Here is a 26,200-nt window from a genome sequence, read left to right on the forward strand (position 1 = left end):
AATAATTCAGATAACAGGGAGTTTAAGAAAAAGAAAGGAGTTGTAACATCTATGCATACATGGATCTTTGCGGGTTTGTGTGAGAAGAATGATCTGATGTTATATCTTTGCAAGATATTGGCTTCGACAGGCAACAAGGTCCTACTCGTAGATGGAACCTTACAACAGAAGTATGGGTACGGTGTAGGTGACAGTCAGCAGTCTTTGCGAATTACGGAATTTGAAGGATTTGATATCGCTTGTCATTTTGTTACTTCAGCAGCAGTAGAGAATCATCTTGAAGTAAATGGCGAGCGATTGGATAGTTATGACTATGTGTTATATGACATGGAGACCTCACATTTTGCTTCACGTAATCTCTGGCTAACCGCTGATGTAAGAGTCTGGGTGAGTGATTATGAGCGTTACAATCTGGAACGTGGCAAGGGCTGGTTGAAGCGGTTGCTTGAAGAACAGTCATTGCCTGGTGAGCTGTCATTTCAGCGGCTCTTAATTAACGGGGTTGACTGCAAGCTTGAAGCTCGTTATCTATGGGCGTACCTGGAGGGCAGTCCGTTTGTGTGGACAGGAGAATCCTTAGTGCTTCCTTGGGATGAGTTAACAGCTGCGGTTAAGCTTGAGAATGAGCATCATCGCCGAGTTCATCTTGGACCTTTGTCACGAAATTACAAAAAATCATTGTGTCGCGTGGTCGAGCAGTTAACAGGTTGGGAAAGTGTTCGCAGTCGCCGTGCGATGAAAGAAGCAGAGAGGATGAGAGCATGAGCACCATTACCTTTTGGAGCCCTTTTGCAGGAACAGGTTGCACTTCGAGCACATTAATTAGTGCTTATGCGATGGCACTTCACTATAGGACAAGAGTGTTACTTGTTAATGCAGGCCTTGCCGGAACTGGCACAGAAGCTGCTCTACCATCCAAAGATACGGATTCAGCGGATTTTATGTTCTCCTTCGAAGAGGGTGGCTGGGATGCGATTGAACGGCTGCATTCGAGTGGCAGTCTGAATAAGCACAATCTCAGGGATTATACCAAGCCACTTCTGAAGGAAAGACTTGATTTCCTAACCGGAAGAATTGATGAGATGGAACGTTCCCCGCAGGAACATGGTGAGACAGTGAAAAGGCTGCTAAATGTAGCTAACGAGTATTATGATCTGGTTCTTCTGGATGCGGATCATGCTGGTGTTGATTCACAGCTCAAGCTGCAACAGGCGGACTATGTTGTAATTAATCTCGATCAAAATATGCGAAATCTGGAGTTGTTCTTTGAAGAGATCCTGCCAGAACGAATGAACAATAAGAATATACATGTTGTCATTAACAAATACGATTTGCATTCCCGTGCAACGCTTTCCAATATTCGGCGCCAGTTCAGATATAAAGGCACGATATCTGCGATACCGTACACAACCGGATACCTGGATGCAATGAATCGGCGAGATGTCGCTAGATACTTGCAGTTGGAAAGTTTGACTGAGGATAAGGATATTCGTAAAGGGAGTTTTGCTGCAAGCATGAGCGAACTCGCTCGCCTGATTATGGACGGTGCAGGTATGCGCACAGTTCTGAAGAGGCTGGAAAGGGGAGCCTGAACCTCCAATGCTCTGGAATACCATATGGATAAGTTTGATTTTGATTCTGTGCATGACTTATATCTGGTTCAAGTATAGAACGTTTCTTCGTGAAAAGAATGCTCGTGTTCCTGAACAGGAATCATTCACGATTGACATGTTGATTGAGAAGGTGAAGAACTCACTTCATGAGCTTAGTCATAGTCAGCTCGCGGATGCAGGTCTGCATGAAGAAGAATATCGTCGAAGAATCAATCAGCGTGCCGAAATGAGAAAAGCACTAAAGGGCTGTGTCTCAGGCAGTATCAGCGACAAAACGTATGTCAAAAATCTGATAGGGGATCTGCTGACCCGAAGCATAGGACTGAACAAATCAAATGTAGATGAAGTTATTTTGTTTGCAGAACAAGATTTGTTGACGATCCAGGACCGATTCGAAATTGTCTTTTATCTGTACCGACAACAATTCGGTGTGGATGCACTCTCCCGAATGATTGATACCTACGATCTTGGCAGACTGAGAATGGAGGAAGGTACGGAGGACGGAGGGAGTTATTATATCTCTGAGGAGGATATTCAGTATGTTTTCGAGTGCGAATATCGAGAGCTTGGATTCAGAGAAAAGACGGATATCATCGTGCAACGTATCTACCAGCATTATAAAGGATTCTCGGTTGTTGATGAGATAAGGGACCAACGTATTGACGGCGTTAGTGGTGGTGTTAGCGGTATGCTTGATGCTGTTCATAATATGGGACTTCGAAAACCGACATCATGGAATGATTTGCTGGATCAGGGACTGGAGGATGATACACACGTAGAACCGCTTAGCGGCATGGAAAGTGTCTGGATTTTCTATAAAGGTAAGTCCATTCATCTATCCTTTCTGTCATTCGGCAGTATTCGTGAACTGAAAAGGGTATGCCAGAATATATACAAATACAATTATCCCGGACAGTTGTCGGAAGCAAGTGGATACAAGGTGAACGAGATGAAAGACGGCTCCCGTGTCGTTGTTGTTAGACCTCCTTTTGCAGAATCGTGGGCGTTCTTCGTCCGGAAGTTCGATATTCCGAATGCTTCACTTGAACAGTTGATTACGGGTAACAACGCAGATCTGCCAATTATATTGCTTCAATACCTGATGAAAGGAAGCCGGATCACAGCTGTAACCGGGGCCCAAGGTTCTGGTAAAACAACGTTGCTTATGGCTATGGTCAAACACATCTATGCATCGTACACCCTTCGGGTGCAGGAGATGGCGTTTGAACTTCAATTAAGACGGATCTATAGCCGACGTAATATTTTGAGTTTCCGAGAGACTGAACACATTTCAGGTCAACAAGGGCTTGATTTGCAGAAAAAAACGGATGGTACCGTCAATATACTCGGTGAGGTTGCGAGTGATGAGGTGGCCGCATGGATGATTCAAATGTCTCAGGTTGCCAGTCTGTTCACCCTGTTTACCCACCATGCCAAAACGTTTCGTGATCTGGTCTTCTCCCTCCGAAATTCCTTGCTCAAGACAGGTATGTTCCAGCATGAGCATATTGCTGAGGAGCAGGTTGTGAGTGTAATCAACTTCGATGTTCATATGAAGAAAGATGCTGAGGGACGAAGATATATCGAACGAATTACGGAGTGTCTTCCTCGTGCGAATCAAGGTGATAGCGTGGAAGAGAGGGCAGGGTTTACATTTCATAATGTTGTGGAGTACAGAGATGGAGCGTATGTTGCTACAGCTCCAATCTCCTCTGGAAGCATGGTGGATATGCGAGACCAGATGACATTACAGGATGCCGAGAAATTTGAACAGTTTATGAAGCAACACTGGGGTGATCAGCATGACAATTAAATGGATTCTGCTCCTCGTATTAAGTATTTGTGCAGGGGGTTTGCTGATTACACTTCTGGTTTTAAGTATGTTACGTCACAGAGGAGGTGGTTCAACAAGTCAATCCGGCGTAATTTTTGCTCCTGGCGGGAAGGGATTCAAAGGACTGGGATCAATCTTGTTGCAGTCTTACCGCCTTGGAATGAAAGTACCACTGCTATCAGCTTATATTCTGCAGGTGCAGAAACGTATTTCATTCCGCCATGTTGGGGATGAGCCTTCACTTCGCAGGCTGACGATGACAGTAGTTCTCATTATCCTGGGAGGCTATGGAGGCATAAGTGTCATTCTGTTTCTTCTGCAGCCGGGTATCGCTTTTGTAATACTTTCCGTACTCTGTGCTGTGGTGCTAAATAGCTTGGTATTGGATATGTGCCTCAGTCGTATGGAAAAAAGGTTGCTGGTGCAGATGTTGGATCTCTTTGCAGATGTAAGGCATCGGTATCATCAGCATGGCATGGTTGAGGAAGCGCTCTATGAAGCCGCTGAAGCAGGTACAGGAGAAGCAGCAGAACAGGTAAGACTGATCTACGAAGCTCTAACTTCTCCAGATCCGAATGAAGCACTTGAGCGTTATTATGAAGTGGCTCCCAACCGTTTTCTCAAAGGATTCGCCGGCGTTTCCTACATGGTTATGGAGTTTGGGGATAAGGACAGAGCACAAGGCTCTATTTATCTTAAAGGACTGGGTAACCTAACTCAGGAGATTCATCTGGAGATTTTGCGGCGTGATAAATTGGATTACCTGCTCAAGGGACTTAATATCATCGCGCTCGCTCCGGTATTGTTCACCGCTCCGATCGAACGCTGGGCCAGAGTCAGTTTCCCAACGATGGATGAATTTTATCGCAGCAAAATTGGTTTTGTTACCAAAATATCAATCTATGTCATCATTATCCTTGCTTATTTGCTTCTGCAAAGGCTCCAGCAATACGATGAGACCCGTTACCGATCAGGGCATAAACATTCATGGTTGGATCAGTTTCTGTACAGGCAGACCTTCATACGGAAATTGGCGATGTTGTTTGCGTCGAAACCTGGCAGTGCACAGTACAGTCAAACGATACGGCTCATGAGGGAGAGCAGCTCAGAGTTGAAATACGAATGGCTTGCCATTCGTCGAGTGATGTTATTCGCAGGTTGTTTGGTCCTTACAATGGTGTGCATCTTGCTGTTGCACCAGGTTGAACGTAGCCACATCTTGTATGATCCAATCCGCGATGATCGAATGTTTGGTGCAATGGCTGAAGCGGATCTCAGGAAAGCTGAGGAAAAAACAGCGTTGGATCAATCCGTGCTGGAAAGTGTAGAAATGAACCGAGGAGCTACATACGAAGAAGTCTCCAAAGCGTTACAGCAGTTATCTCCAGTTCAGTTAGACCATGATACCCAGAATGAGACCATCACGCGCATTATGCAGAAACTTGAGGTATATAACAAACAATATGTACGCTGGTGGGAAATGATTATAGCCATTCTCATGGGTGCAGCGGGGTACTACATGCCCGTATGGCTCATGTTATTTCAGCGGAAAATGCGAAGGTTGGATATGCGACATGAAATCTATCAATTCCAGACAGTGATTTCCATTTTACGTGAGATGGACCGGATGTCAGTCGAGGAGATATTGGAGTGGCTTAATCGATTTGCCGTCATTTTCAAGCGCCCGCTGCAAAAATGTTTGTTGCATTTTGAACATGGACCAGAGCTTGCACTTGAACAATTAAAGGAAGAGGCGGGCTTGCCCGAGTTCCAGCGACTGGTTGATAAATTACAGCTTGCCCTTGGCAAAATCTCAATACGTGAAGCCTTCGATGATCTCGAGAGCATGATGGCATTTTATTTTGAACAACGCAAGCAGGAGTACAGCAAAATGATTGATGTCAAAGCATCATGGGGGAGAACCATCGGATTTACACCTATGTACGCCCTTATCTTTTTGTATCTGGTTATTCCATTGGTCGGTATGAGCTTCTTACAGATGAACATTTATTATGAGCAAATTCAGAAACTGTAGCACAATTCATCTGTGTGACAGTCTGAAATAGTTTAATAACTTATAACTTGGGAGGATTTATCATGAACAATGCATCAAGTGCTTTAAAGGTGGCAGCAGGGATATTCTTAACAATCGCTTTGATCACAATTGTAGTTCTGTTGTTTATTTCGGCTCAGGAGGCAACCAAGACGGCCCAGAACAATTTTGCTGATATCCAAACCGAGTTGTCTCAGGCCGCATTTACGGTGTATGACGGAACAACCATCAGTGGATCTCAGGTAACCAACGCACTACGTAAATATGCGGACAAGGACCAGTTCGGTATTCAAGTTATTACAGGTAAAAATAAAGCGGGTCAATGGTACGGCAATCAATTAAACATTTCACAGGATCTCAATAATGCGGACTACGGCTCGGTTATTGCACCCGACGATAAAGTGGGGATTATTAACCAGACCATGAGTGAAAAAGAAAATCAATATGTCAATCCAAGTGGTAAATTCAAAGCCATTATCGTAAAAGACCGTTCGAACGTGGTAAGAGGGCTGATCTTCCAGCAATCCTGACAGGAGTTGGTTTAACATGTCAAGGAATACACAGCATCTCATGTTGTTTTGTACGGCGGTTGTCCTGTTTGTGACAGCCTGCCTGTACGGGCAACAGAATGTTAAGATTTTATCAGCGGCCTTGAACGACAGAGTACAGACAACAGCAGGCATGGAAGGTCGGCTGACAACAACACTGCATACCACCAATCTGTATCAGTATAGTGGAGCGGGAGTGTTGCATACCGTTAGACAGATGACAGGCACAGGCATTCCTGTGGAGGTAGATGGAACTTCGTATGTGATCGATCCACTTGTCAGCAAAACAGCGACGATTCCTGTCCAGCTCGATGCCACCTACAGACCAGAGTTTATACGAAATGAAACTGGAGAACTGCTCAAGATTGTTTTTTGGAAGGAGGCGAGTGTGAATTGATTAATGCCGCATCCAAGCTGCTTGCCGTATTGCTCGCAGTCCTTCTGCTCTATGTGTACCCAGCTGCTGAAACAGCCGATCGGCAGGATGATATAGCACGTATGACGGCTGTTCAGAATGTAACACGTTTTGTTGATGCTGTCCGAACGAAAGGGTATATTTCACCTCGAATGTTGGCTGATTTTGAGGAGCAACTGGCCCAGACGGGCAATGTGTATGATGTGTCGATGGAACATTTACATAAGAAATATGTACCTCACTATATAGACCCGATGGACAATAACAGTTTTAATGGGACCTATGAAGTGGTGCAGGATGGATATTATGCAGCTCAGATTCGAGAAAGACTATTCCCATCCTCAGGTGTGATACCGGTTGATGATCCTGGCCGAAGATATACGTTGACGACAGGGGATTTTTTCACCGTGACGCTCCAAAATACAAATCGTACACCTTCCATGCTCATTCGTGAATGGTTGAGTGGCACGGTTCAGGCTTCAGCAGTATTTGTAACATACGGAGGTATGGTCCTCAATGAAGATTACTGAGCTTTCCATTGTATTCGTGCTGATCTTTTTCCCGCTCTTCTGGATCATCTCACTCCATACGCAAGATGCCGAGGAGGCTCAATATCTTGGCCAACGATACAGATCTGCACTTCAAACTGCAGTCATGGATGCAGGTGCAGTGATGCATCAAAATGAGAAGCAAAATGATGAAGCAGGTTATGATTCAACCAAGTTTGTTAAAGCGGACAAAGAGCTTGCCTTGTTGACATTTACGCAGACGATGGCTTTGAATATGGGGATTCAGAATGATCCTGCAGCTATTCGAAACATGTTTAATTACATTCCTGCCGTGGTTATTCTGGATTATGATGGCTATTATATGTTGTCCACAGAAACAGAGTTGACAGGTAACCGTGAAGATTCTTTAAGGCAAGTGTGGGGTCCCAAGAAACCTTATACATATTCAGATTCTAATGGTAACAGTATTAACTTTACACTGGACGACTACGTATATGCCTTTGACGCAAGCGCAGGGAAATGGATTGAGGGATTCCAAAAAGAACTGGCCTCAAGCACACAGATTCCTTTACTTCAGAATACCAGCGTATTTGAGCAAGTTAGACAAAGCCGGATTGTGACTGCTGTACAGGATGATCTGGCTGATGTGATTAACCGCCATAATGAGTTTGCCAGAAAGAACGGTATTTCCTATACGTTTACGATGCCCCTGATTGCGCAGGAAGATTGGTACAACTCCATTAACGATACAGGGATTATGGCCTTTATCCAAGGTATAGGTGTGGGTGACCAAAAGATCAACAATTATGCGATCGGTGGAGGCAGACTTGTGAAGAAAACGGCCATCGTAGGTGGGGTAGATCCTTTAACGGGTATCAAGTACTATTACCCCTCCACATGTGGTAATGGTTACCGTGCTGAAGAGGTGTTTACAGACGCAAGACAAGCAGCTGCACAAGGCTATTTTGAATATAAATGCTCTAATCGTTAGGGTAGCCTGTATGATAAAATCATGTAAGAGGTTCCTGAACTGTTTACATTACTTTCAGAAAAGACGGGACCTGTGCTAGAATAGGGTTTCGGAACAATAACAAAAGTAATGTCTAATAGATAGGAGCAACCTCATCTTATGAGTTTATTGTCAGTAGAGAACGTAAGTCACAATTTTGGAGATCGCACGTTATTTAAAAATGTATCGTTTCGTTTACTTGCCGGAGAGCGCGTAGGACTTGTTGGTGCCAATGGTGTGGGTAAATCCACATTAATGAACATCCTTACCGGTAAATTGCTTAAAGATAGTGGAAAAGTGGAATGGACACCTAAGGTCCGTTATGGATATCTGGATCAGCACACAAAGCTTACCCCAGGCAAAACCATTCGTGACGTTCTTAAAGATGCATTCCTTCCGTTGCTTGAATTAGAAAAAGAAATGATGAATATAACGGACCAGATGGCAGATGCAGATCCAGATAAGCTGGAGCAGTTGCTGGAAGAGATGGGCGATATTCAGGAACAACTGGAACAGGGCGACTTTTATCTGATTGACGTAAAAGTGGAAGAGATGGCCAATGGACTTGGTTTGTCCGCAATTGGTCTGGATCGGGATGTCGCAGCTCTAAGTGGTGGACAACGTACCAAGGTGCTTCTGGCCAAGCTTCTGCTTGAGAAACCTACAGCCCTTTTGCTGGATGAGCCGACCAACTATCTGGATGTAGAACACATTGAATGGTTGTCACGTTACCTGAAGGACTACCCTCATGCGTTTCTTTTAATCTCCCATGACACGGAATTCATGAATGAAGTCGTAAATGTCATTTATCATTTGGAATTTGCCAAATTAACGCGATATGCAGCGAACTATAACAAGTTCCTCGAGATGGCTGATATGAATAAAGCCCAGCATATTGATGCATACGAGAAACAGCAAGAGTACATCAAGAAACAGGAAGATTTCATTCAGCGTAACAAGGCACGTGCTTCAACTTCTGGTCGAGCGAAGAGCCGGGAGAAGCAACTGGACAGAATTGAACGAATTGATCGTCCAGATGAAGCGGCCAAACCAACGTTCAAATTCAAGGATGCCCGCGCGAGCAGCAAAACGGTCTTTGAGGGCATTGATTTTGAAATTGGATATACGTATCCTTTGCTGCCTAAAATGACAATGACAATTGAACGTGGTGAAAAAATTGCCATCGTAGGTTGTAATGGTGTGGGTAAATCAACACTGCTGAAGACGATCTTGGGAAGAATATCTCCACTCAGTGGAAAAACCTTTTTGGGAGATTATCTCGAAACGGCATATTTTGAGCAGGAAGTTCGTGCTGGGAATATCACGCCGATTGAGGATGTCTGGAATGAGTTTTCACATTTGACCCAAAATGAAGTCCGGGGTCATCTCGCTCGCTGCGGTTTGAAAAATGAGCATATTACCCGTCCGCTTAACATGCTGAGTGGTGGAGAGCAAGCCAAGGTTCGTTTATGCAAACTCTTGATGCGTGAAAGCAACTGGATTTTATTCGATGAGCCGACAAACCATCTGGATGTCACAGCGAAAGCGGAGTTGCAGCGTGCTTTGCAAGAATTCAAGGGAACGGTGTTGCTGGTATCTCATGAACCTGATTTCTACGAGGGTTGGGTTACGAAAACATGGAATGTTGAAGAATGGTCTGAGAAAAACTAGACAATTCAAGCAACGTTTAACAGAAATGACGGTGACAAAAAAATCCGTCTATGGTAACATAGGCTACAACTTCATATGAACACTAGGGGGGCCGCACGATGCGGCTGAGATGGAAGAATGCGATTCCGGACCCTTTGCACCTGATCTGGATCATACCAGCGTAGGGAAGTGGCGAGCGCGTTTCAGTGAATGACGTGAGCAAACGGCAATTCGAAAGAATTCAACCGTCTTGCTTAGTAAATTGAAACATGCAGTTGCGTGTATAACGTTATGGCTATAAGGTCTATAGCTTTATTGCACGAAATGAACTGTATGTATCAGTCAGTCATCTGGTCCTATAATTAATACGCAGCCACTCCCCTACGGGAGTGGCTTTTTTGTGTTTTCATAGCATTCACGCATGGAAGGAGATGAAAAGTACGGTAATTTCTCATGAACGTGTACACGGATCATTTGAACTGCATGTTGTATCTACGGGTGTCGGGAATCAAGCATCTTTTGTAAAAGCTGCAAAGGACGTTTGGCCATGGGTGGACTACATCCATATACGAGAGAAACAACTCTCGTGGCAACAAAAGATCGGTTGGGCTGAAAGTCTGCGTGGTGTTGGCGTTCCGTCTTGTCGCATCGTTATCAATGGTTCAGAACTGCCACCACAGAATGACATCTATGGCGGTGTACATTGGGGGCAAGAGGCTATACGTAACTACAACCCTGCTGTTATAAGCAATGTCCAGCGACTTCGTCTGGGTGTATCTGTTCATTCAATCGATGAGGCAAAAATCGCTGAAGAACGGGGAGCCGATTACCTTTTCTTCGGGCATGTCTACTCAACCAACAGTAAGCCTGATCTTGAACCAAGAGGATTATATGCTCTGGCTGAAGTGTGCTCTGGTGTCTCCATTCCTGTCATGGCGATTGGGGGCATCGAACCGGGAAACATTCACGCTATTCGCTCTGCAGGCTCACAGGGAGTCGCTGTGATTTCGAATGTATGGGCGAGCGATTCCCCGGATCGGGCCGCTGAATCATTAAGGCAGGCTATCGTTGCTACAGAAAGTTTGAGCCGCTGAATCAAGGAGATGAGAGGATGAAAAAGATCATTACTGATAGACCGGATAAGATTTATGCAGAAACGATTATTGTAGGCGGAGGCGTTGTTGGATGTGCCATTGCGTATGAGCTTGCTTCCCGTGGACAGGATGTGCTGTTACTGGAGCGTTCGGCGATTGCAGGAGGGACTTCTTGCGCAGCGGCTGGGATGCTGGCAGCAGACAGTGAGGATTTTGCTCATCCTTTGATGGCTAAGCTCGCCAGGCAGAGTAGACAGTTACTTATCGAGCAACAGGTGCTAATGGCTACACTCAGTGAGGTAGAGACTGGTCTGCAACGCCAGGGATTCCTAACTCCTTTTTGTTCATACAGTGAATTAAGTAGTTATAAGGACAATCGGAAGTCTGCGTTGTCTGCTTCTGCTGATGAGGTGTGGTGGGACCGTTCCGTTGTGCAACAGGAGGCATCATGGCTTAACAGAGATACGTACGGAGCCTACTACAGACCTTACGAGAGTGAGATTCTTCCAGTCCATCTAACGAAGGCATATGCTGAATCCGCTCAAGCATTGGGAGCACGGGTTATGGAGGACATACAGAATATACGTGTGCAAGCAAACGAACACGGCGTGCAGGGGATCACCACATCGATCGGTGAGATGAGATGCAAACATGTCATTATAGCGGCTGGATTACAGAGTGAAGAGTTGATGAGACATGTGAATCTGAGCTTGCCTGTGTGGTCGGTAAAAGGTGAAATAGCCGCTGTTCAGTTCTCGGATGAACATGCAGGGTACAGACCTGACAGAACGGTGTATGCAGAGGATATCTATATTGTTCCCAAAGCCAATGGAGAGGTTTGGCTTGGGGCAACCAGTCTGCCAGGCAGAACGGATTTGACCGTTTCTGTACAGGGTGTTCAGAAGCTGCTAACAGCGGCTACCCACTGGGTGCCTGGGATGAAGGAAGCACAATTTATACGAGCGTGGGCAGGCGTAAGACCGGCAACTCCCGATGGACTGCCTTATATAGGTGCTTGCAAGAGTATACCCGGGTTGTTCGCCGCCTTTGGACATTACCGCAACGGTATCTTGCTTAGTGCGATAACAGGCAGGCTTATCGCTGAGTTGCTCGCTGGCAAAAGCTCAGAAGAACTCGGAATTGAGGCGCTGAGCCCTGAGCGATTGAACAGAAAGGGAGTGGTGCAGTGAATATCATCGTTAATGGTCAACGGATGGAGATTGAAGACAGATTGAATCGTGTGGATAAATTACTCCAATCTTTTGATTTGCAAGTCAAGACTGTAGTTGTAGAGCTGAACAAGCATATTTTAACCCGTGAGTATCATGAAACGACGGCATTAAGAGAAGGCGATCGAATCGAGATTGTACATTTTGTAGGAGGCGGTTGATGATGTTGAACATTGGTAAATATACGTTTGAGTCCAGATTGTTGCTCGGAACAGGCAAGTTTTCGGATCTGGAAGTGCAAAGTCAGGCTGTGGAAGCATCTGAAACGGAAGTTTTGACCTTTGCTGTTCGTCGTCTGAATCTGGAGGAGCGTAATCAGAAGCATTTCCTGGATACGTTGGATCTGGACAAATACACTCTTCTTCCGAATACGGCTGGAGCTTCCAATGCGGAAGAGGCGGTGCGAATTGCCGAGCTTGCGCGGGCTTCAGGACTTTGTGATATGATAAAAGTCGAAGTCATCGGAGATGGAATGACGTTACTCCCAGATCCGATTGAAACGTACAAGGCTTGCGAAATTTTGCTTGAAAAGGGCTTCACGGTATTGCCTTATATTTCGGATGATGTCATTCTGGCCAAAAGGCTACAATTGCTTGGCGTACATGCTGTAATGCCTGGCGCTTCTCCCATCGGAGCTGGCAGAGGCATCATCAATCCCTACAACCTTGAGATCATCATTGAGCAGGCCGTTGTACCTGTGATTGTGGATGCAGGGTTGCGCTCCCCAAAAGATGCTGCTTATGCGATGGAACTTGGTGCAGATGGCGTATTGTTAAATACAGCCGTATCGGGATCAGGGGATCCAGTGAGCATGGCTAAAGCGATGCGATTGGGGGTAGAAGCAGGTAGATTGGCATATGAGGCAGGCATGATTCCCGTAAAGCGTTATGCAGCAGCCAGTAGTCCGGTGGAAGGAATGGTTCATACATGACAGATCAATTAACATCCTCAGAACAGGCCGATCGTTATTCCAGACAGGAACGGTACGCGCCACTTGGCAAGGAAGGCCAGGCCAGATTAAAGGGCAGCAGAGTTTTAATTGTAGGCGCTGGCGCACTCGGAACAGGAATTGCAGAAACGTTAGTTCGTTCAGGAGTCGGACACTTAACGATTGTAGATCGTGATTATGTGGAGTGGAGTAACCTGCAGCGGCAGCAATTATATGTAGAACAGGACGCGCTTGAGCGGATACCGAAGGCAATGGCGGCGGAAAAACGTTTATCTGCCATTAATTCCACGGTTCATGTGGAAGGGAAAGTGTTGGACGTCAGAGTAGATGAGTTGGAAGAACTCGTTCAGCATACAGACTTGATCATGGATGCAACGGATAACTTTGATACCCGACTACTTATTAATGATATGGCACAGAAACACCGTATTCCCTGGATTTATGGTGGATGCGTAGGTAGTTACGGTATTACCTATACATTTATGCCTGGAGATACGCCATGTTTAAATTGTTTGCTGGGTGAAGTCCCTCTGGGTGGAGATACTTGTGATACGTCTGGCATCATACCTCAAGCCGTACAGATGGTAACGGCGAATCAGACCGCAGAAGCGATGAAGTTGCTTAGCGGCAATGCAAATGCATTGAGACGTAAGTTATTGTCATTTGACGTGTGGAGGAACGAATACATATCCATCAATGTGGATGGTGCGAAAAAGCAAGACTGCCCTTCCTGCAGCGATACGGCAACGTATCCATATCTTTCTGCGTCCAATCTGGAAAAAACCGATGTGTTATGTGGCAGGGATACCGTTCAGATCCGGCCTGCACGGCGTATGAATCTGGATCTTCAACATACGGCGGATCGTCTGGATAGACTTCAAGAAGGAAAAGTGGAATCCAATCCGTTTCTGGTTTCTTTTACAACAGGAGTCTATAGAATGGTCATTTTCCAAGATGGACGTGTCCTCGTACACGGAACAAAAGACACAGCTGAAGCACGTACGCTCGTCCATCGCTACTTTGGTTAAAGCAAGAAAGAAGCAAAGTCTGTTCCCTTGAGGGAATGGACTTTTTCATTTTACGGCATGCTATCTGTACCAACCATTGCTGCGAGCAGTGGGGATAGAGACAGGCCGGGTGAAAAAGAGTGAAAACAGCCATTTTGCTGATTGGAGCAAGAGAGCAGGTCAGCCTTATTCAGGATGTTTTATGTAGCGAAGGGTATGAGGTGCACCGAATGGAGTGGTCCGAACTAAACCAATCCGTCGAGCCTTCGTTGTTGCATATTAACCTGATCATCCTGGTAGACCGGGAAGAGGGGACGAAACATTGTGGCCAGGATCAGAAATTAGAATTAAAACGATGGTTAGATAAAGGTCAGGTTATACCTCTACTGGTTATTACTTCAAATGCATCTCCTCAGTTCATCGTGGAATGGCTGGATTACGGAGCTAATGACGTGATGGAGGAACCGATCCACATGACCGTGATGCTTGCCAGAATACGAAACTTGTTGCGTGTTTTTGCGAATGCAACACCAGAGGGCGAAGAAGTAATTGTAGTTCATGATCTTAAAGTGAATTTGCGTTCAAGACGGGTAAATCGTGCGGGTGAATACCTGACATTAACGCCAAAAGAGTACGAATTGCTGGAATTCCTGGCCCTGCATGTGAATGAAGCATGTACCCGGAGTGATATTTTACGGGAAGTATGGGGATATGAATATGCGATGGATACCAACGTTGTGGATGTGTATATCAAACATCTGAGGGTTAAGGTGGATAAGGGAAGAAGTGTGAAACTGATTCATACTGTGCGTGGGATCGGTTATATGTTGCATGATAGAAATTAGATTATGAAGTTAGTTCCATGAATCACCAGTTTAAAGTGTGGCAAAAAGAGGGTAAAAAAAAGACCGGATAGTAACCTCCGGTCCTTACTGATTAGCTATGATGTGATTCTAGAGTACACGACGAGCTTTAACATACGTTCTCTTCCAAGTACCAGAGTCCAGATCAGAGAGGGTTACGCCTGGAGATCCGTACGTATGCAGAATCTTACCATTTCCCGCATAAACGCCTACGTGAGTGACATTGGAACCGGTAGAACGGCTACCGCTGGAGAAGAATACCAGGTCGCCGACACGCAGATTAGCTTTGGACACAGCTGTGCCTTCTTTGGATTGTTTCACGGAAGTGCGCGGCAAGTCTACACCATACTTTTTGAAAATATATTTCATAAAAGAAGAGCAGTCAAAAACTTTGGTTGTTGAGGTTGAAGCACCAAATTTATATGGAGTTCCAGTAAATTGTTTACCATAGTTAACAATCTGTTGACCTGTGGATACAGAAGCAGTTGCTGCCTGTGCAACAGGTGCGTTAGTCATTAATACAGCTCCAAAACCTAGTGTAGCGCACAACCCGACGGTTACGGCCTTTTGGACAAAGATGTTTGTTTTCATATTAGTTAGTACCTCCAAAATTCGTTTTCGTTAAGTTGCTAGAGCGAGTATAACAGCTTTGTAACAGCCTAGAAATTGGATAGGGAAGTGTAATCTCTTGCGCCGCAATGGTTTGGGTATGTTTATTAAAATATGATTAAAAATGTCAAAAAATTAATCGTTGACGGATGAAGAATAATGATGAAACAACAAAGACCCTTGAATATCAAGGGTCTTTGTTATGTGTGAACCTATTTTCTTCATTGAATCACTGGTTACAAAAACGTAATAAATAACTACAAAGCATACGAGTAGATTCAATCTTTGCTCTGAATAATCAGTAATAAGCCGCTATCGATAGTGACTGTACCGGAGGAGCCTAAGAGCTGGTTGCTTACACCCAAGGATTGTCCCATGCGTATGGTGGCTTGATCTAGCGGATACATAAAACCATCTAGAGTTATTCCTGTAACTTCATGAGTCAAGGGGAGCAGAGAAACATATTTATAGTCACGGTGCTCAACCACAGCTTTAGATGTGGTCAGTGTCATGTAGTTGTGCTTGTCCTGAATGGCACAGGAGATATGATGCTGCATCGCGCGAACCATGATATGTACATTGGCGAGTGTGTGATCCATACGTGTACCTGTAGCACCTAACATTAAGATGTGAGAAGGTTCGTAATCTAGCGCTGTCTCAAAAGCCATTTCTGTATCAGTAAGATCCTTATGAACAGGGTCACATGTAATGAAACGAATGCTATTGTTGCTTACAATGATACGTTCCTCTTCATTAATGGAGTCGAAGTCTCCTACTGCAATGTGTGGCTGAATGCCGTGTTCAATTAAAAATAATGCACCGCGATCGGCCGCGATGATCATATCATCTTCTCGTATTTCCTGAAGTAATTCTACAGATAGGTTTCCGCCTGTAAAAATAACAATCCGTTTCACCGTCATTTTATTTCATCCTTCCTAATTCAGAGAAAAATAGTTCATGGTTCAAATCTAATGTTGGAACCTGTACAAATATATTCACCAAACCAGTATAATCCACAAAATGTGGTTGCACAATTTAAGTGCTCGCGGATACAATGGGTAGAGCGACATGGAGATGACTTGAAAAGTGAGGTTTGAACAGGTTGGACTTACACATTTTTGAAGTATTCAGCATTATAGGCACTATCGCATTTGCAATGTCCGGTGCCTTCGTGGCAATGGAAGAGGAGTATGACATTCTGGGTGTACTAGTGCTTGGACTTGTCACGGCATTCGGAGGCGGGATTATCCGGAATGTACTTATAGGTATACCTGTAACGACACTGTGGAGTCAGGGATCACTTATTATGTTAGCCTTAGTATCTGTAGCGATTGCGTTTATATTACCTCTCAAGTGGATTAGTCACTGGAAGCGAACAGAGGCGTTGTTTGATGCAATCGGACTCGCAGCATTTGCAATTCAAGGGGCGCTATACGCGGCGAACATGGGACATCCCATTAGCGCAGTTATCGTTGCAGCAGTAATGACCGGTATTGGTGGAGGCGTTATTCGTGATGTGCTTGCTGGACGTAAACCGCTTGTATTACGTGACGAAATCTATGCTGTATGGGCAATGACAGCCGGTTTTGTTATAGGTATGGGTTGGTTAACAACGAATGCTGGATTATTATTTTGTTTCGCGGCGGTTGTGTTCTTCCGGATGTGTTCTGTACATTATAAATGGAAACTGCCACGTCGTTCGTTGGTGCCATCTGAGACCGGAAACGTCAGTCCTCAGCCGGAGAGTATTGTGCCACAGCCAACATCGTCGGTACTTCAAGGTACGTTAAGCAAGGGGGATTAATATGATTAATGTGTTGTTTGTATGTCTGGGTAATATATGTAGATCACCAATGGCTGAAGCTGTTTTGCGTCACAAAGTCCTGGAGAAGGGGCTTGAACATCAGATTCGTGTGGACTCAGCAGGTACAGGGGACTGGCATGTTGGTAAACCTCCGCATGAAGGGACGCGAAAATTGCTTGATTCGTACCAGATTTCTTATGCCAACATGGCAGCAAGACAGTTCGCCAGCGAAGACTTTACTCAATTTGATTACATTGTGTGTATGGATAATTCCAATGCAGATAATGTGCGCAACGTTCCAGGCGGAGCTGAGGCGGACATCATCAAGTTCATGGACATGCTTCCCGAGGAAAAACTCAGAGAAGTACCTGACCCATATTACACAGGCAATTTTGAAGAGGTGTACGAGCTGGTTAACGTAGGCTGCGATGTTCTGTTGAGTAAGATTGAAGCGGAACATTCCTTGCCTAAAAAGTAAACGAAATTCATGCTTAATTTGTAATTCGACAAAGAAGCAGGATCAGAGCACATAAAGCAAGCAGGATATCCTGCTTCTTTTTCAGGTTACAATTGTAAGCGGTGTCATTAAAATGAAAAACAACAGCGGCATTTCAGCCGCCTGTTAAAGTGGTCCTTTTATCTTTCCTGGAGAAAATAAAGTAATGCTTCGGGCAACTCCTTCTGCCAAAAACCCCATTGGTGTTTTCCGTCTTTCTCCTGGTAGGAGACGAGGGCACCACGTTTTTCCAGCAATTCTCGAGTATCCCGGTTTAATTGAACAAAATCATACGTACCCGTGTCTGCCTCAAAATCAGTCTCCTGCAAACCAACGATCATCCAGATCGAGAGCCAAGACAGATCTTCAGCTGCGGCATAGATTTCCTGTGAAGCAGAGTAGAAGGCGCCAGACATGCTGATCACACGTGTGAACAGATCCGGATATAACAGAGCGAGATGAAGCGAAACACTGCCACCGAGCGAGTCTCCGGCAAGAATGCGTTCCTGCGGAGATGGACGCACAGGATATTTCTCTTCTATATAGGGAATAATCTCTTCAGCGAAGCAAGCGGTATATGTCTTGAACCGATCTCCAAATGGAGCATATTCCTTCGTTCTCACAGACACATCGACCTGAACCCCTACAATAATGAAAGGTTCGGCTCCTTCGTCCAGAATAATTTGGTTAGCTGTTGTAGCAATTCGTCCGAAATTAAAAAATTCTTCGCCATCCTGACAATAAACGACAGGGTAGCTAAGCAATTCGTTATAGCCCGGAGGAAGGTAAATACGGAGCGTTCGCTTCTCTCCGAGATAGCGACTTTCAATCTCTTCCTTCACAATCGTGCGTTTCAAATAGCGGGAATCCGTCATAAAACGTCACCTTTCTCGGTTAATTTTTTGCATTCGACCGCGCAATACGGTAAGATTACCCTTGTGCGGGGTTAGGTCAAACACGCAATCATGTATTATGCTGTTATACCAATATTAAGCCCCTGTTATACATACAATCCGGCAGGAAACATAAAAAAATTACGGATTTCTTTGACGTATGGAGTGAAACAGGTGTATAATAATATTATAACAGCGGAACTTGATATTCAAATTTTTTGTTGAGGTGAAGAAAAAAATGAGCAAGGTTCCTTATGAAGTGTATACAGAGGATGTAGAAGCTCTGTCCGTGCTGTCTCCTGACGGCGAAATTGTTAACAAAGACATGATGCCTACACTTTCCGATGATCAATTAAAAGAAATTATGTACCGCATGGTATTTACTCGTACTTGGGATGACCGTGCAGTAAACCTGGGCCGTCAAGGTCGTCTTGGTTTCTATGCTCCAGTATCTGGTCAAGAAGCGACAATGGTTGGTAGTGAATTTGCAATTGAAAAAGAAGACTTTGTATGTCCTGGCTATCGTGACATTCCGCAACTCGTATGGCATGGACTTCCTCTTTATCAAGCATTCTTGTACTCCCGTGGACACCAACATGGTGGACAAATTCCAGATGGCGTTAATGTCTTGATGCCACAAATCATCATTGGTGCACAAATTCTGCATGCAATGGGTATCGCTATGGGTTACAAATTGAAGAAACAAAAACAAGTTGTTATCACGTACACAGGTGATGGCGGTTCTTCTGAAGGTGACTTCTATGAAGGTCTGAACTACGCTGGTGTATACAAACTGCCTGTTATCTTCTTTGTACAAAACAATGGTTATGCCATCACTACTCCTTTTGCTAAGCAAACAGCAGCTCTGTCCATCGCTCACAAAGCGGTAGCAGCAGGTATCAAAGGTGTTAAAGTTGACGGTATGGACATCTTCGCTGTTATCAAAGCTGTTCAGGAAGCTGCTGAGCGCGGACGTAATGGAGAAGGCGCAACATTGATCGAAGCAGTAACATACCGTTTCCGTCCTCACTCCCTTTCGGATGATGCTTCCAAGTATCGTACAAAAGAAGAAGAGGCAGAATGGTCTGCTAAAGATCCTATCGCACGTTTCGCTAAATATCTGGAGAAAAAAGGTCTTTGGACTGAAGAAGATACAGCACGTGTGAAAGAAGAAGCAAAAGCTAAAGTAAATGAAGAGATCAAAAAAGCGGAAAAAACCGAGAAAATGACGATTTCAGGCTTGATCGACAGCATGTTCGAACAAACGCCTAAGCACTTGGAAGAGCAAAAAGCTGATTTCCAATAAGTTTTTTCCGATAAAGCATAAACATCCGCGACTTTAATGTCCCGGTATACATGTACGAATTCAAATGTGAACTGTCAATGTTTAAGGAGGAAATGAAGCAAATGGCACAAATGAACATGAAAGAAGCAATCCGTGATGCGCTTCGCGTGGAGTTGAAACGTGATCCTAACGTTCTGCTTTTCGGTGAAGACGTAGGTAATGTAGGCGGCGTTTTCCGTGTAACGGAAGGTCTGCAAAAAGAGTTTGGCGAAGAGCGTGTATTTGATACACCATTGGCTGAGTCCGCTATTGGTGGTCTAGCTGTAGGTCTGGGTGTACAAGGCTTCCGTCCGGTTGCTGAGATCCAATTCGTTGGTTTTATCTTCGAAGCCCTTGACCAAATGGTAGTGCAAGCTGCTCGTATGCGTTTCCGCTCCGGTGGAAAATACAATTCTCCAATCGTATTCCGTACACCATTCGGTGGCGGCGTAAAAGCGGCAGAATTGCATACAGATTCCCTGGAAGGTCTGCTCACGCAAACACCAGGTATCAAAGTCGTTGTTCCTTCTAACCCTTACGATGCAAAAGGTCTGATGATCGCTTCTATTCGCGATAACGACCCTGTATTCTTCATGGAGCACTTGAACTTGTACCATGCTTTCCGTGCAGAAGTGCCTGAAGAAGATTACGTTGTTGAGTTGGGCAAAGCGAACGTTGTTCGTGAAGGTTCCGATGTAACGATCATTACTTACGGTATGATGGTTCACACTTCTGTGAAAGCAGCAGAAGAACTCGAAAAACAAGGAATCAAAGTTGAAGTTATCGACCTTCGTACGGTTAGCCCGATCGACATCGATACCATCGTTGCTTCCATTAAGAAAACAAACCGTGCAATTGTTGTACAGGAAGCTCAAAAGAGCGCAGGTGTTGCAGCTGAAGTCATTGCCCAAATCAATGAAAAAGCAATCCTGCACTTGGAAGCACCGGTTCTGCGTGTAGCTGGTCCGGATACTGTATATCCTTTTGCACAAATCGAAGATTCTTGGCTGCCTAACCCAGCACGTATCGTTGCTGCGGTTAATAAAGTCGTAAATTTCTAATTTAATCATCTGACATGCCGCAAGGCGCAGTATGGTGATTCACACCGCAGCGCAAGCTGCACTGTAAACAGCCATTAGCCCCTTGAGTAACAGTTATTTGCATTAGCAGTAACAGTTGTTTCTTGGAGTTAAGGGTTGTTTTCAGGATTGAGCACATAATCAAGGAGGTTTTTCAGTTGGCTAAATTTGAATATAAATTCCCTGAATTGGGCGAAGGCCTACACGAAGGCGAAATCATCAAGATGCACATCAAAGTCGGTGACAAAGTAACTGACGATGACATCATCATGGAAGTACAGAATGACAAAGCGGTTGTAGAAGTACCTTGTCCGGTTAACGGAACAGTTACAGAAGTATTCGCTAAAGACGGTCAAGTCTGCCACGTTGGTGAAGTTGTAGCGATCATCGATGCAGAAGGCGAACTTCCTGAGCAAGACGACGCTCCTGCTGGCGATCAAGGCGAGCAAGAGAAAGATGCAGCTCAAGGCGGAGCTGACACAAGCGGTTCTTCTGCAGCAGCTTCCAGCACGGATGCAGCTAAAGAAGGCGGCAATAACAGCGTTCCGGCAGTACCTGCCAAAGACGTTCTGGCAACACCAAGCGTGCGCAAATTTGCTCGCGAACAAGGTGTAGACATCGCTCAAGTTAACGGCACTGGCAACAACGGTAAAGTAACCAAAGAAGACGTAGAATCCTTCAAAAACGGTGGCGGTTCTTCCGCAGCGGCATCTTCCGAAGCTCCGGCTCAAGAAGAGAAAAAATCTGCAGCACCAGCAGCAGCTGATCAATACCTTGAAGAAGAGCGCGTACCATTCAAAGGTATCCGTAAAGCGATCTCTAATGCAATGGTTAAATCGGCTTACACAGCACCTCACGTTACAATCATGGACGAAGTGGACGTAACTGAATTGGTTGCTTTCCGTACTCGCATGAAACCAATTGCAGAGAAAAAAGGAACAAAAGTTACTTATCTGCCATTCATCGTTAAAGCACTGGTTGCGGCTTCCCGCCAATTCCCGGCTCTGAACGCTATGATTGATGAAGAAGCTAACGAAATTGTTTACAAAAAATACTACAACATCGGTATCGCTACAGATACAGACAACGGCTTGATCGTTCCTGTTATCAAAGATGCTGATCGTAAATCCATCTGGATGATTGCTGATTCTATCCGTGATCTGGCTGCTCGTGGTCGTGAGGGCAAATTGAGCGCGAATGAAATGAGAGGAAGCACAATCTCCATCAGTAACATCGGGTCTGCTGGCGGTATGTTCTTCACTCCAATCATCAACTTCCCTGAAGTTGCTATTCTTGGAACAGGACGCATCAGCGAAAAAGCAGTGATTAAAAATGGCGAAGTAGTTGCAGCACCTGTAATGGCTCTTTCCCTGAGCTTTGACCACCGTATCATCGATGGCGCAACAGCACAAAACTTTATGAATTACATTAAACAGCTGCTCGCTAACCCTGAGCTGCTTGTTATGGAGGTGTAAGATATGGTAGTAGGCGATGCTTCTCTCAATATCGACACATTAGTAATTGGTGCGGGTCCTGGCGGCTATGTAGCTGCCATCCGCGCTGCTCAACTGGGCCAAAGCGTATTGATCGTAGACAAATCCGAACTGGGCGGTGTTTGTTTGAACCGTGGATGTATTCCATCCAAAGCCCTGATTTCTGCTGCGCATCAATATGAGTCTGCACTTCACGGTGAAGCTTTTGGTATCTCTGCTGAGAACGTAAAAGTGGACTTCAGCAAAACTCAAGAGTTCAAAAACGGCGTTGTTAAGAAAATGACTGGCGGCGTAGCTGGTTTGCTCAAAGGCAACAAAGTTGAAGTTTTCAACGGTGAGTGCATGTTCATCAACGAAAACGAAGCTCGTGTATTCAATGACCACGAGTCTCCACGTTATAAATTTAAAAATGCAATTATTGCAACAGGTTCCCGTCCAATCGAACTGAAACCTTTCCCGTTTGGCGGACGCATTCTGTCTTCGACAGAAGCTCTGAACTTGCCTGAAGTACCAAAAAGCATGATCGTTATCGGTGGCGGATATATCGGTGCTGAGCTTGGTCAAATGTACTCCAAATTCGGTGCGAAAGTAACAATCATCGAAGGTTTGGATACAGTACTGCCAGGTTTCGATAAAGACATGACTAGCCTCGTGGCTAAAAACATGAAGAAAACAGGCATCGAAATCGTAACGGGTGCAAAAGCTGAAAGTGCTGAGCAAACGGATAAAGATGTAACTGTTAAGTACTCTGTAAATGGTGAGTCCAAAGAAGTAACTGCAGATTACCTGCTGGTAACTGTTGGACGTCGTCCAAACACAGATGGAGAACTGGGTCTCGATATGATTGGTGTTGACGTTGACGAGCGTGGATTTGTCAAAGTTGACCACCAAGGTCGTACCAGCATTCCTCACATCTTTGCTATCGGTGACATCGTATCTGGCTTGGCTCTGGCACACAAAGCTTCTTATGAAGGTAAAGTGGCTGCTGAAGCAATCGCAGGACAACCATCTGTAGTTGACTACAAATGTATGCCAGCTGTTGTGTTCACAGATCCAGAATGTTCCAGCGTAGGTTACACTGAAAAAGAAGCTAAAGAAAAAGGTTACAAAGTAAAAGCTGGTAAATTCCCTTATGCGGGTAATGGCCGTGCTGTATCTTTGAACCACGCTGAAGGCTTCGTGAAAATCGTAGCTGACGAAGAAAGCGGCCTTGTATTGGGTTGCCAAATCGTAGGTCTTGAAGCTTCCAACTTGATTGCTGAGCTTGGTTTGGCAATTGAAATGGGCGCTACTTTGGAAGATCTGGCTCTCACTATTCACGCTCACCCAACTTTGGGCGAAATCGTGATGGAAGCTGCGGAATTGGTTATGGGTCACCCGATCCACATCATCTCCCGTTAAGATCATCTAAGCTTCGGATCCGTCCGGCATTATACGTATATCGGAAGAGACGAATGACGCTAACGCGTTATTCGTCTCTTTTTTCTGAGCAAGAGCCGAGAAATTTAAGATACTCGTGTATGTGATATGATGAAAATTTACATGCTCATAAGTTTCAGTGAATTGATTTTATCCAACAACTCAATTGTGGTACACTGTAGTAATGATCAGTTATGATGTGGCTCCTAGCCAATCACGGTCTATATATTTAGTTAAACTAACCTTTTACACGAGAACGTAGAGGACAGAAAAAACCTGAAGAAGCGGAGCTAAAAGCTTTCTGAAGGAAAGCTGCATCGGAAGCATACGCTTCGCCTTTATCCCCGGATTTTACCTTTGGAAAAGGAAATCAAAAAAATCTGGGGATAACAGCGATCGGAAGGTTGTTCTGTCATCGGAGTGGTAAGTGTAAATATTCTTTAGTGAGGGGATATCAACATGAAAAACTATCTCGATTTATTGCAGGATATTCTGAACAACGGCGTGCATAAAGGAGACCGTACAGGAACAGGAACACAATCTGTATTTGGCAGACAACTCCGTTATGATCTCTCCGAAGGATTTCCGCTGGTAACAACCAAGCGAATTCATCTCAAATCGGTTATTCATGAACTGTTGTGGTTTTTGAGTGGCGATACCAATATATCTTATTTGAAAGAAAACGGTGTGAAGATCTGGGACGATTGGGCGGACGAAAATGGGGATCTCGGTCCGGTATACGGCTCGCAGTGGCGCACATGGGAAGCACCAAACGGAGACAAAATTGATCAGATCGCCGCAGTCATTGATTCGATCAAAAATAATCCGGATTCACGTCGTCACCTTGTCAGCGCATGGAATGTGGCTGAGATCAATAATATGAAGCTTCCACCTTGTCATTTTGCGTTTCAGTTTTACGTTGCAGAGGGTAAATTATCATGTATGCTTACGATGCGTTCCGTGGATACGTTCCTCGGATTGCCGTTTAACATCGCGAGTTATGCGCTCTTGACTCATATGATCGCCCAGCAATGTGATCTTGAGGTAGGTGATTTCATCTGGTCTGGAGGGGATGTTCACATCTACTCTAACCATGTTGATCAGGTTAAAACTCAGCTGGAGCGTGAACCTTATGCTTTACCTAAGCTGGTAATCAAACGTAAGCCGGATTCTATTTTTGATTATAAGTTTGAAGATTTTGAGTTTGAGAACTATCAGCATCATCCGGGCATTAAAGCTCCAATTGCAGTTTAATTACGTGTTCAATCTCGATAAGAGACTTGGATTGAAGGAGTGTATTACCCTTGAGTATTGAATTGGTATGGGCAATGGGGGAGAACGGTGTGATCGGATTAAATAATTCGATTCCATGGCGTTTACCCAAGGATATGGCCTTTTTCAAACAACGTACGCTGAACAAAACAATTATCATGGGACGTAATACGTGGGAATCTTTTGGCGGTAGTCCGCTTCCTCAGCGTCGTAATATCGTAGTGACAAGAGATCTGAACTACAAGGTGGAACAGGCTGAAATCGTACATACGATTGAAGAGGGTCTGAGTGTAACCAAAGGTGAGGAACTGTGCGTAATTGGGGGTTCCCAAGTGTATCGTGAGTTCCTGCCACTTGCAGATCGTCTTGTAGTGACCAAAATTCATAAGAATTTTGAGGGAGATACATTTTTCCCTGAAGTGGATTGGTCCGAATGGGAACTGATTGAACAGATTGAAGGCGAACAGGATGAAAAAAATGTTTATGCGTATACATTCGAATTTTACGAACGTAAACGGTAAATGTGGCATAAGAAATTCCTGACTTCGGTCGTATTTGTATGATTAGAGGGCGCTGATTACGAAATATTCGTGAACAGCGTCTTTTCTTTATAAAAAAATGAGTCACTTGTTTAAATTGGAATACATATAACATTAATATAACATGAGTAATTGGTATTTATGTATATTATACATACGGCCAAGCAGCAAACAGTAAAAAAGTGTAAAAGTTTTGGGGTTTTAACGTTGTGAAGCCCTAAAACAGGTCTGATATTCGGAATTGAGAACGATTTATAGCAAAATATGTTGAATTTGATGACAAATTATCTGACATTTACTTAACGTTTCGACCTTTTGTTTCTTTAACACACACCAGATTTCGCAGTTCAAAACCACATTTAACACCAAAATAAGGGTATTGACCATGGGTAGACTTGAAAGATATGATGTATAAAATACAAATAATTATGCGGATAATCCATTTAATATTCAGCACAGTAAATGCTACTATAATTGAAATATCTTCGAGAAGATTTTG

26 protein-coding genes and 1 riboswitch are annotated in these 26,200 nt (G+C 44.5%); of the genes, 23 read left to right on the forward strand and 3 right to left on the reverse strand.

The features are described from left to right. Positions 1-51 precede the first annotated feature (51 nt). The 15 genes from ACDJ59_RS07995 (at position 52) to ACDJ59_RS08065 (ending at position 14,755) form a co-directional block, all read left to right on the forward strand. Positions 52-765, forward strand: coding sequence for a hypothetical protein (locus tag ACDJ59_RS07995; protein ID WP_017688052.1), 714 nt, complete (start codon positions 52-54; stop codon positions 763-765). Further along, complete coding sequence (locus tag ACDJ59_RS08000; protein ID WP_413408271.1) at positions 762-1,592, forward strand: hypothetical protein; 831 nt, start codon at positions 762-764, stop codon at positions 1,590-1,592. Before ACDJ59_RS07995 ends, ACDJ59_RS08000 begins: the two co-directional genes overlap by 4 nt. 7 nt (positions 1,593-1,599) lie before the next feature. After that, positions 1,600-3,426 carry an ATPase, T2SS/T4P/T4SS family gene (locus tag ACDJ59_RS08005; RefSeq protein WP_413408273.1) on the forward strand — a complete coding sequence of 609 codons (1,827 nt, stop codon included), beginning with the start codon at positions 1,600-1,602 and terminating at the stop codon, positions 3,424-3,426. After that, positions 3,416-5,482 (forward strand): hypothetical protein, encoded by a 2,067-nt coding sequence (locus tag ACDJ59_RS08010; RefSeq protein ID WP_413408275.1) that lies wholly within the window; start codon positions 3,416-3,418, stop codon positions 5,480-5,482. Before ACDJ59_RS08005 ends, ACDJ59_RS08010 begins: the two co-directional genes overlap by 11 nt. A 62-nt stretch (positions 5,483-5,544) precedes the next feature. Beyond that, positions 5,545-6,030 carry a hypothetical protein gene (locus tag ACDJ59_RS08015; RefSeq protein WP_036673846.1) on the forward strand — a complete coding sequence of 162 codons (486 nt, stop codon included), beginning with the start codon at positions 5,545-5,547 and terminating at the stop codon, positions 6,028-6,030. 16 nt (positions 6,031-6,046) lie between these two features. Continuing rightward, positions 6,047-6,445 (forward strand): hypothetical protein, encoded by a 399-nt coding sequence (locus ACDJ59_RS08020; protein WP_339282956.1) that lies wholly within the window; start codon positions 6,047-6,049, stop codon positions 6,443-6,445. After that, complete coding sequence (locus ACDJ59_RS08025; protein ID WP_338706303.1) at positions 6,442-6,993, forward strand: hypothetical protein; 552 nt, start codon at positions 6,442-6,444, stop codon at positions 6,991-6,993. The genes ACDJ59_RS08020 and ACDJ59_RS08025 overlap by 4 nt, the downstream gene beginning before the upstream one ends. Beyond that, the gene (locus tag ACDJ59_RS08030) at positions 6,980-7,963 is read left to right on the forward strand and encodes a hypothetical protein (protein WP_413408277.1); all 984 of its coding nucleotides are present in this window, start codon (positions 6,980-6,982) and stop codon (positions 7,961-7,963) included. The genes ACDJ59_RS08025 and ACDJ59_RS08030 overlap by 14 nt, the downstream gene beginning before the upstream one ends. A 138-nt stretch (positions 7,964-8,101) precedes the next feature. Next, complete coding sequence (locus tag ACDJ59_RS08035; protein ID WP_036673842.1) at positions 8,102-9,652, forward strand: ABC-F family ATP-binding cassette domain-containing protein; 1,551 nt, start codon at positions 8,102-8,104, stop codon at positions 9,650-9,652. A 74-nt stretch (positions 9,653-9,726) separates the two neighbouring features. Continuing rightward, a riboswitch (TPP riboswitch) is annotated at positions 9,727-9,836 on the forward strand. A 226-nt stretch (positions 9,837-10,062) separates the two neighbouring features. After that, positions 10,063-10,725, forward strand: a complete 663-nt coding sequence (locus ACDJ59_RS08040) for a thiamine phosphate synthase (RefSeq protein WP_413408279.1) — start codon at positions 10,063-10,065, stop codon at positions 10,723-10,725. Positions 10,726-10,742: 17 nt separating this feature from the next. After that, positions 10,743-11,915, forward strand: a complete 1,173-nt coding sequence (gene thiO, locus ACDJ59_RS08045; RefSeq protein ID WP_413408280.1) for a glycine oxidase ThiO — start codon at positions 10,743-10,745, stop codon at positions 11,913-11,915. After that, positions 11,912-12,115: a sulfur carrier protein ThiS gene (gene thiS, locus ACDJ59_RS08050; RefSeq protein WP_036613636.1), complete on the forward strand. Its 204-nt coding sequence runs from the start codon at positions 11,912-11,914 to the stop codon at positions 12,113-12,115. Before thiO ends, thiS begins: the two co-directional genes overlap by 4 nt. Before the next feature lie 2 nt (positions 12,116-12,117). Then, positions 12,118-12,885, forward strand: a complete 768-nt coding sequence (locus ACDJ59_RS08055) for a thiazole synthase (RefSeq protein WP_289392812.1) — start codon at positions 12,118-12,120, stop codon at positions 12,883-12,885. After that, complete coding sequence (locus ACDJ59_RS08060; protein WP_413408282.1) at positions 12,882-13,931, forward strand: ThiF family adenylyltransferase; 1,050 nt, start codon at positions 12,882-12,884, stop codon at positions 13,929-13,931. The genes ACDJ59_RS08055 and ACDJ59_RS08060 overlap by 4 nt, the downstream gene beginning before the upstream one ends. Before the next feature lie 119 nt (positions 13,932-14,050). Next, the gene (locus tag ACDJ59_RS08065) at positions 14,051-14,755 is read left to right on the forward strand and encodes a winged helix-turn-helix domain-containing protein (RefSeq protein ID WP_413408283.1); all 705 of its coding nucleotides are present in this window, start codon (positions 14,051-14,053) and stop codon (positions 14,753-14,755) included. Positions 14,756-14,863: 108 nt separating this feature from the next. On the opposite strand, the gene ACDJ59_RS08070 is transcribed toward ACDJ59_RS08065, so the two are convergent. Beyond that, positions 14,864-15,364, reverse strand: coding sequence for a C40 family peptidase (locus tag ACDJ59_RS08070; RefSeq protein WP_341007868.1), 501 nt, complete (start codon positions 15,362-15,364; stop codon positions 14,864-14,866). A 296-nt stretch (positions 15,365-15,660) separates the two neighbouring features. Then, the gene (locus ACDJ59_RS08075; RefSeq protein ID WP_413408285.1) at positions 15,661-16,302 is read right to left on the reverse strand and encodes a thiamine diphosphokinase; all 642 of its coding nucleotides are present in this window, start codon (positions 16,300-16,302) and stop codon (positions 15,661-15,663) included. A gap of 182 nt (positions 16,303-16,484) precedes the next feature. On the opposite strand from ACDJ59_RS08075, the gene ACDJ59_RS08080 reads away from it, so the two are divergent. Further along, positions 16,485-17,186 (forward strand): trimeric intracellular cation channel family protein, encoded by a 702-nt coding sequence (locus ACDJ59_RS08080; protein ID WP_413408286.1) that lies wholly within the window; start codon positions 16,485-16,487, stop codon positions 17,184-17,186. Position 17,187: 1 nt separating this feature from the next. Next, complete coding sequence (locus tag ACDJ59_RS08085; protein WP_413408287.1) at positions 17,188-17,664, forward strand: low molecular weight protein-tyrosine-phosphatase; 477 nt, start codon at positions 17,188-17,190, stop codon at positions 17,662-17,664. 158 nt (positions 17,665-17,822) lie between these two features. Here the strand turns inward: ACDJ59_RS08085 and ACDJ59_RS08090 are convergent, their stop codons facing one another. Beyond that, positions 17,823-18,557, reverse strand: a complete 735-nt coding sequence (locus ACDJ59_RS08090; RefSeq protein ID WP_413408288.1) for an alpha/beta hydrolase — start codon at positions 18,555-18,557, stop codon at positions 17,823-17,825. Between the two features lie 256 nt (positions 18,558-18,813). Between ACDJ59_RS08090 and pdhA the strand changes: the two genes are divergently transcribed. The 6 genes from pdhA (at position 18,814) to ACDJ59_RS08120 (ending at position 25,683) form a co-directional block, all read left to right on the forward strand. Beyond that, positions 18,814-19,881 (forward strand): pyruvate dehydrogenase (acetyl-transferring) E1 component subunit alpha, encoded by a 1,068-nt coding sequence (gene pdhA / locus ACDJ59_RS08095; RefSeq protein ID WP_017688072.1) that lies wholly within the window; start codon positions 18,814-18,816, stop codon positions 19,879-19,881. A 101-nt stretch (positions 19,882-19,982) separates the two neighbouring features. Next, a complete protein-coding gene (locus ACDJ59_RS08100) occupies positions 19,983-20,960 on the forward strand; it encodes an alpha-ketoacid dehydrogenase subunit beta (protein WP_074095465.1) in 978 nt (325 codons plus the stop codon). Positions 20,961-21,136: 176 nt separating this feature from the next. After that, positions 21,137-22,453, forward strand: a complete 1,317-nt coding sequence (locus ACDJ59_RS08105) for a dihydrolipoamide acetyltransferase family protein (RefSeq protein WP_413408289.1) — start codon at positions 21,137-21,139, stop codon at positions 22,451-22,453. A 3-nt stretch (positions 22,454-22,456) separates the two neighbouring features. Continuing rightward, complete coding sequence (gene lpdA / locus ACDJ59_RS08110; protein ID WP_036613658.1) at positions 22,457-23,872, forward strand: dihydrolipoyl dehydrogenase; 1,416 nt, start codon at positions 22,457-22,459, stop codon at positions 23,870-23,872. 477 nt (positions 23,873-24,349) lie between these two features. Next, positions 24,350-25,144 carry a thymidylate synthase gene (gene thyA, locus ACDJ59_RS08115; protein WP_339297114.1) on the forward strand — a complete coding sequence of 265 codons (795 nt, stop codon included), beginning with the start codon at positions 24,350-24,352 and terminating at the stop codon, positions 25,142-25,144. A 50-nt stretch (positions 25,145-25,194) separates the two neighbouring features. Beyond that, on the forward strand, positions 25,195-25,683 hold the full coding sequence (locus ACDJ59_RS08120) for a dihydrofolate reductase (RefSeq protein ID WP_413408291.1): 489 nt from the start codon (positions 25,195-25,197) through the stop codon (positions 25,681-25,683). Positions 25,684-26,200 lie beyond the last annotated feature (517 nt).

This window comes from Paenibacillus amylolyticus (genome assembly GCF_047302515.1).
Classification (GTDB): Bacteria; Bacillota; Bacilli; order Paenibacillales; family Paenibacillaceae; genus Paenibacillus; species Paenibacillus amylolyticus_G.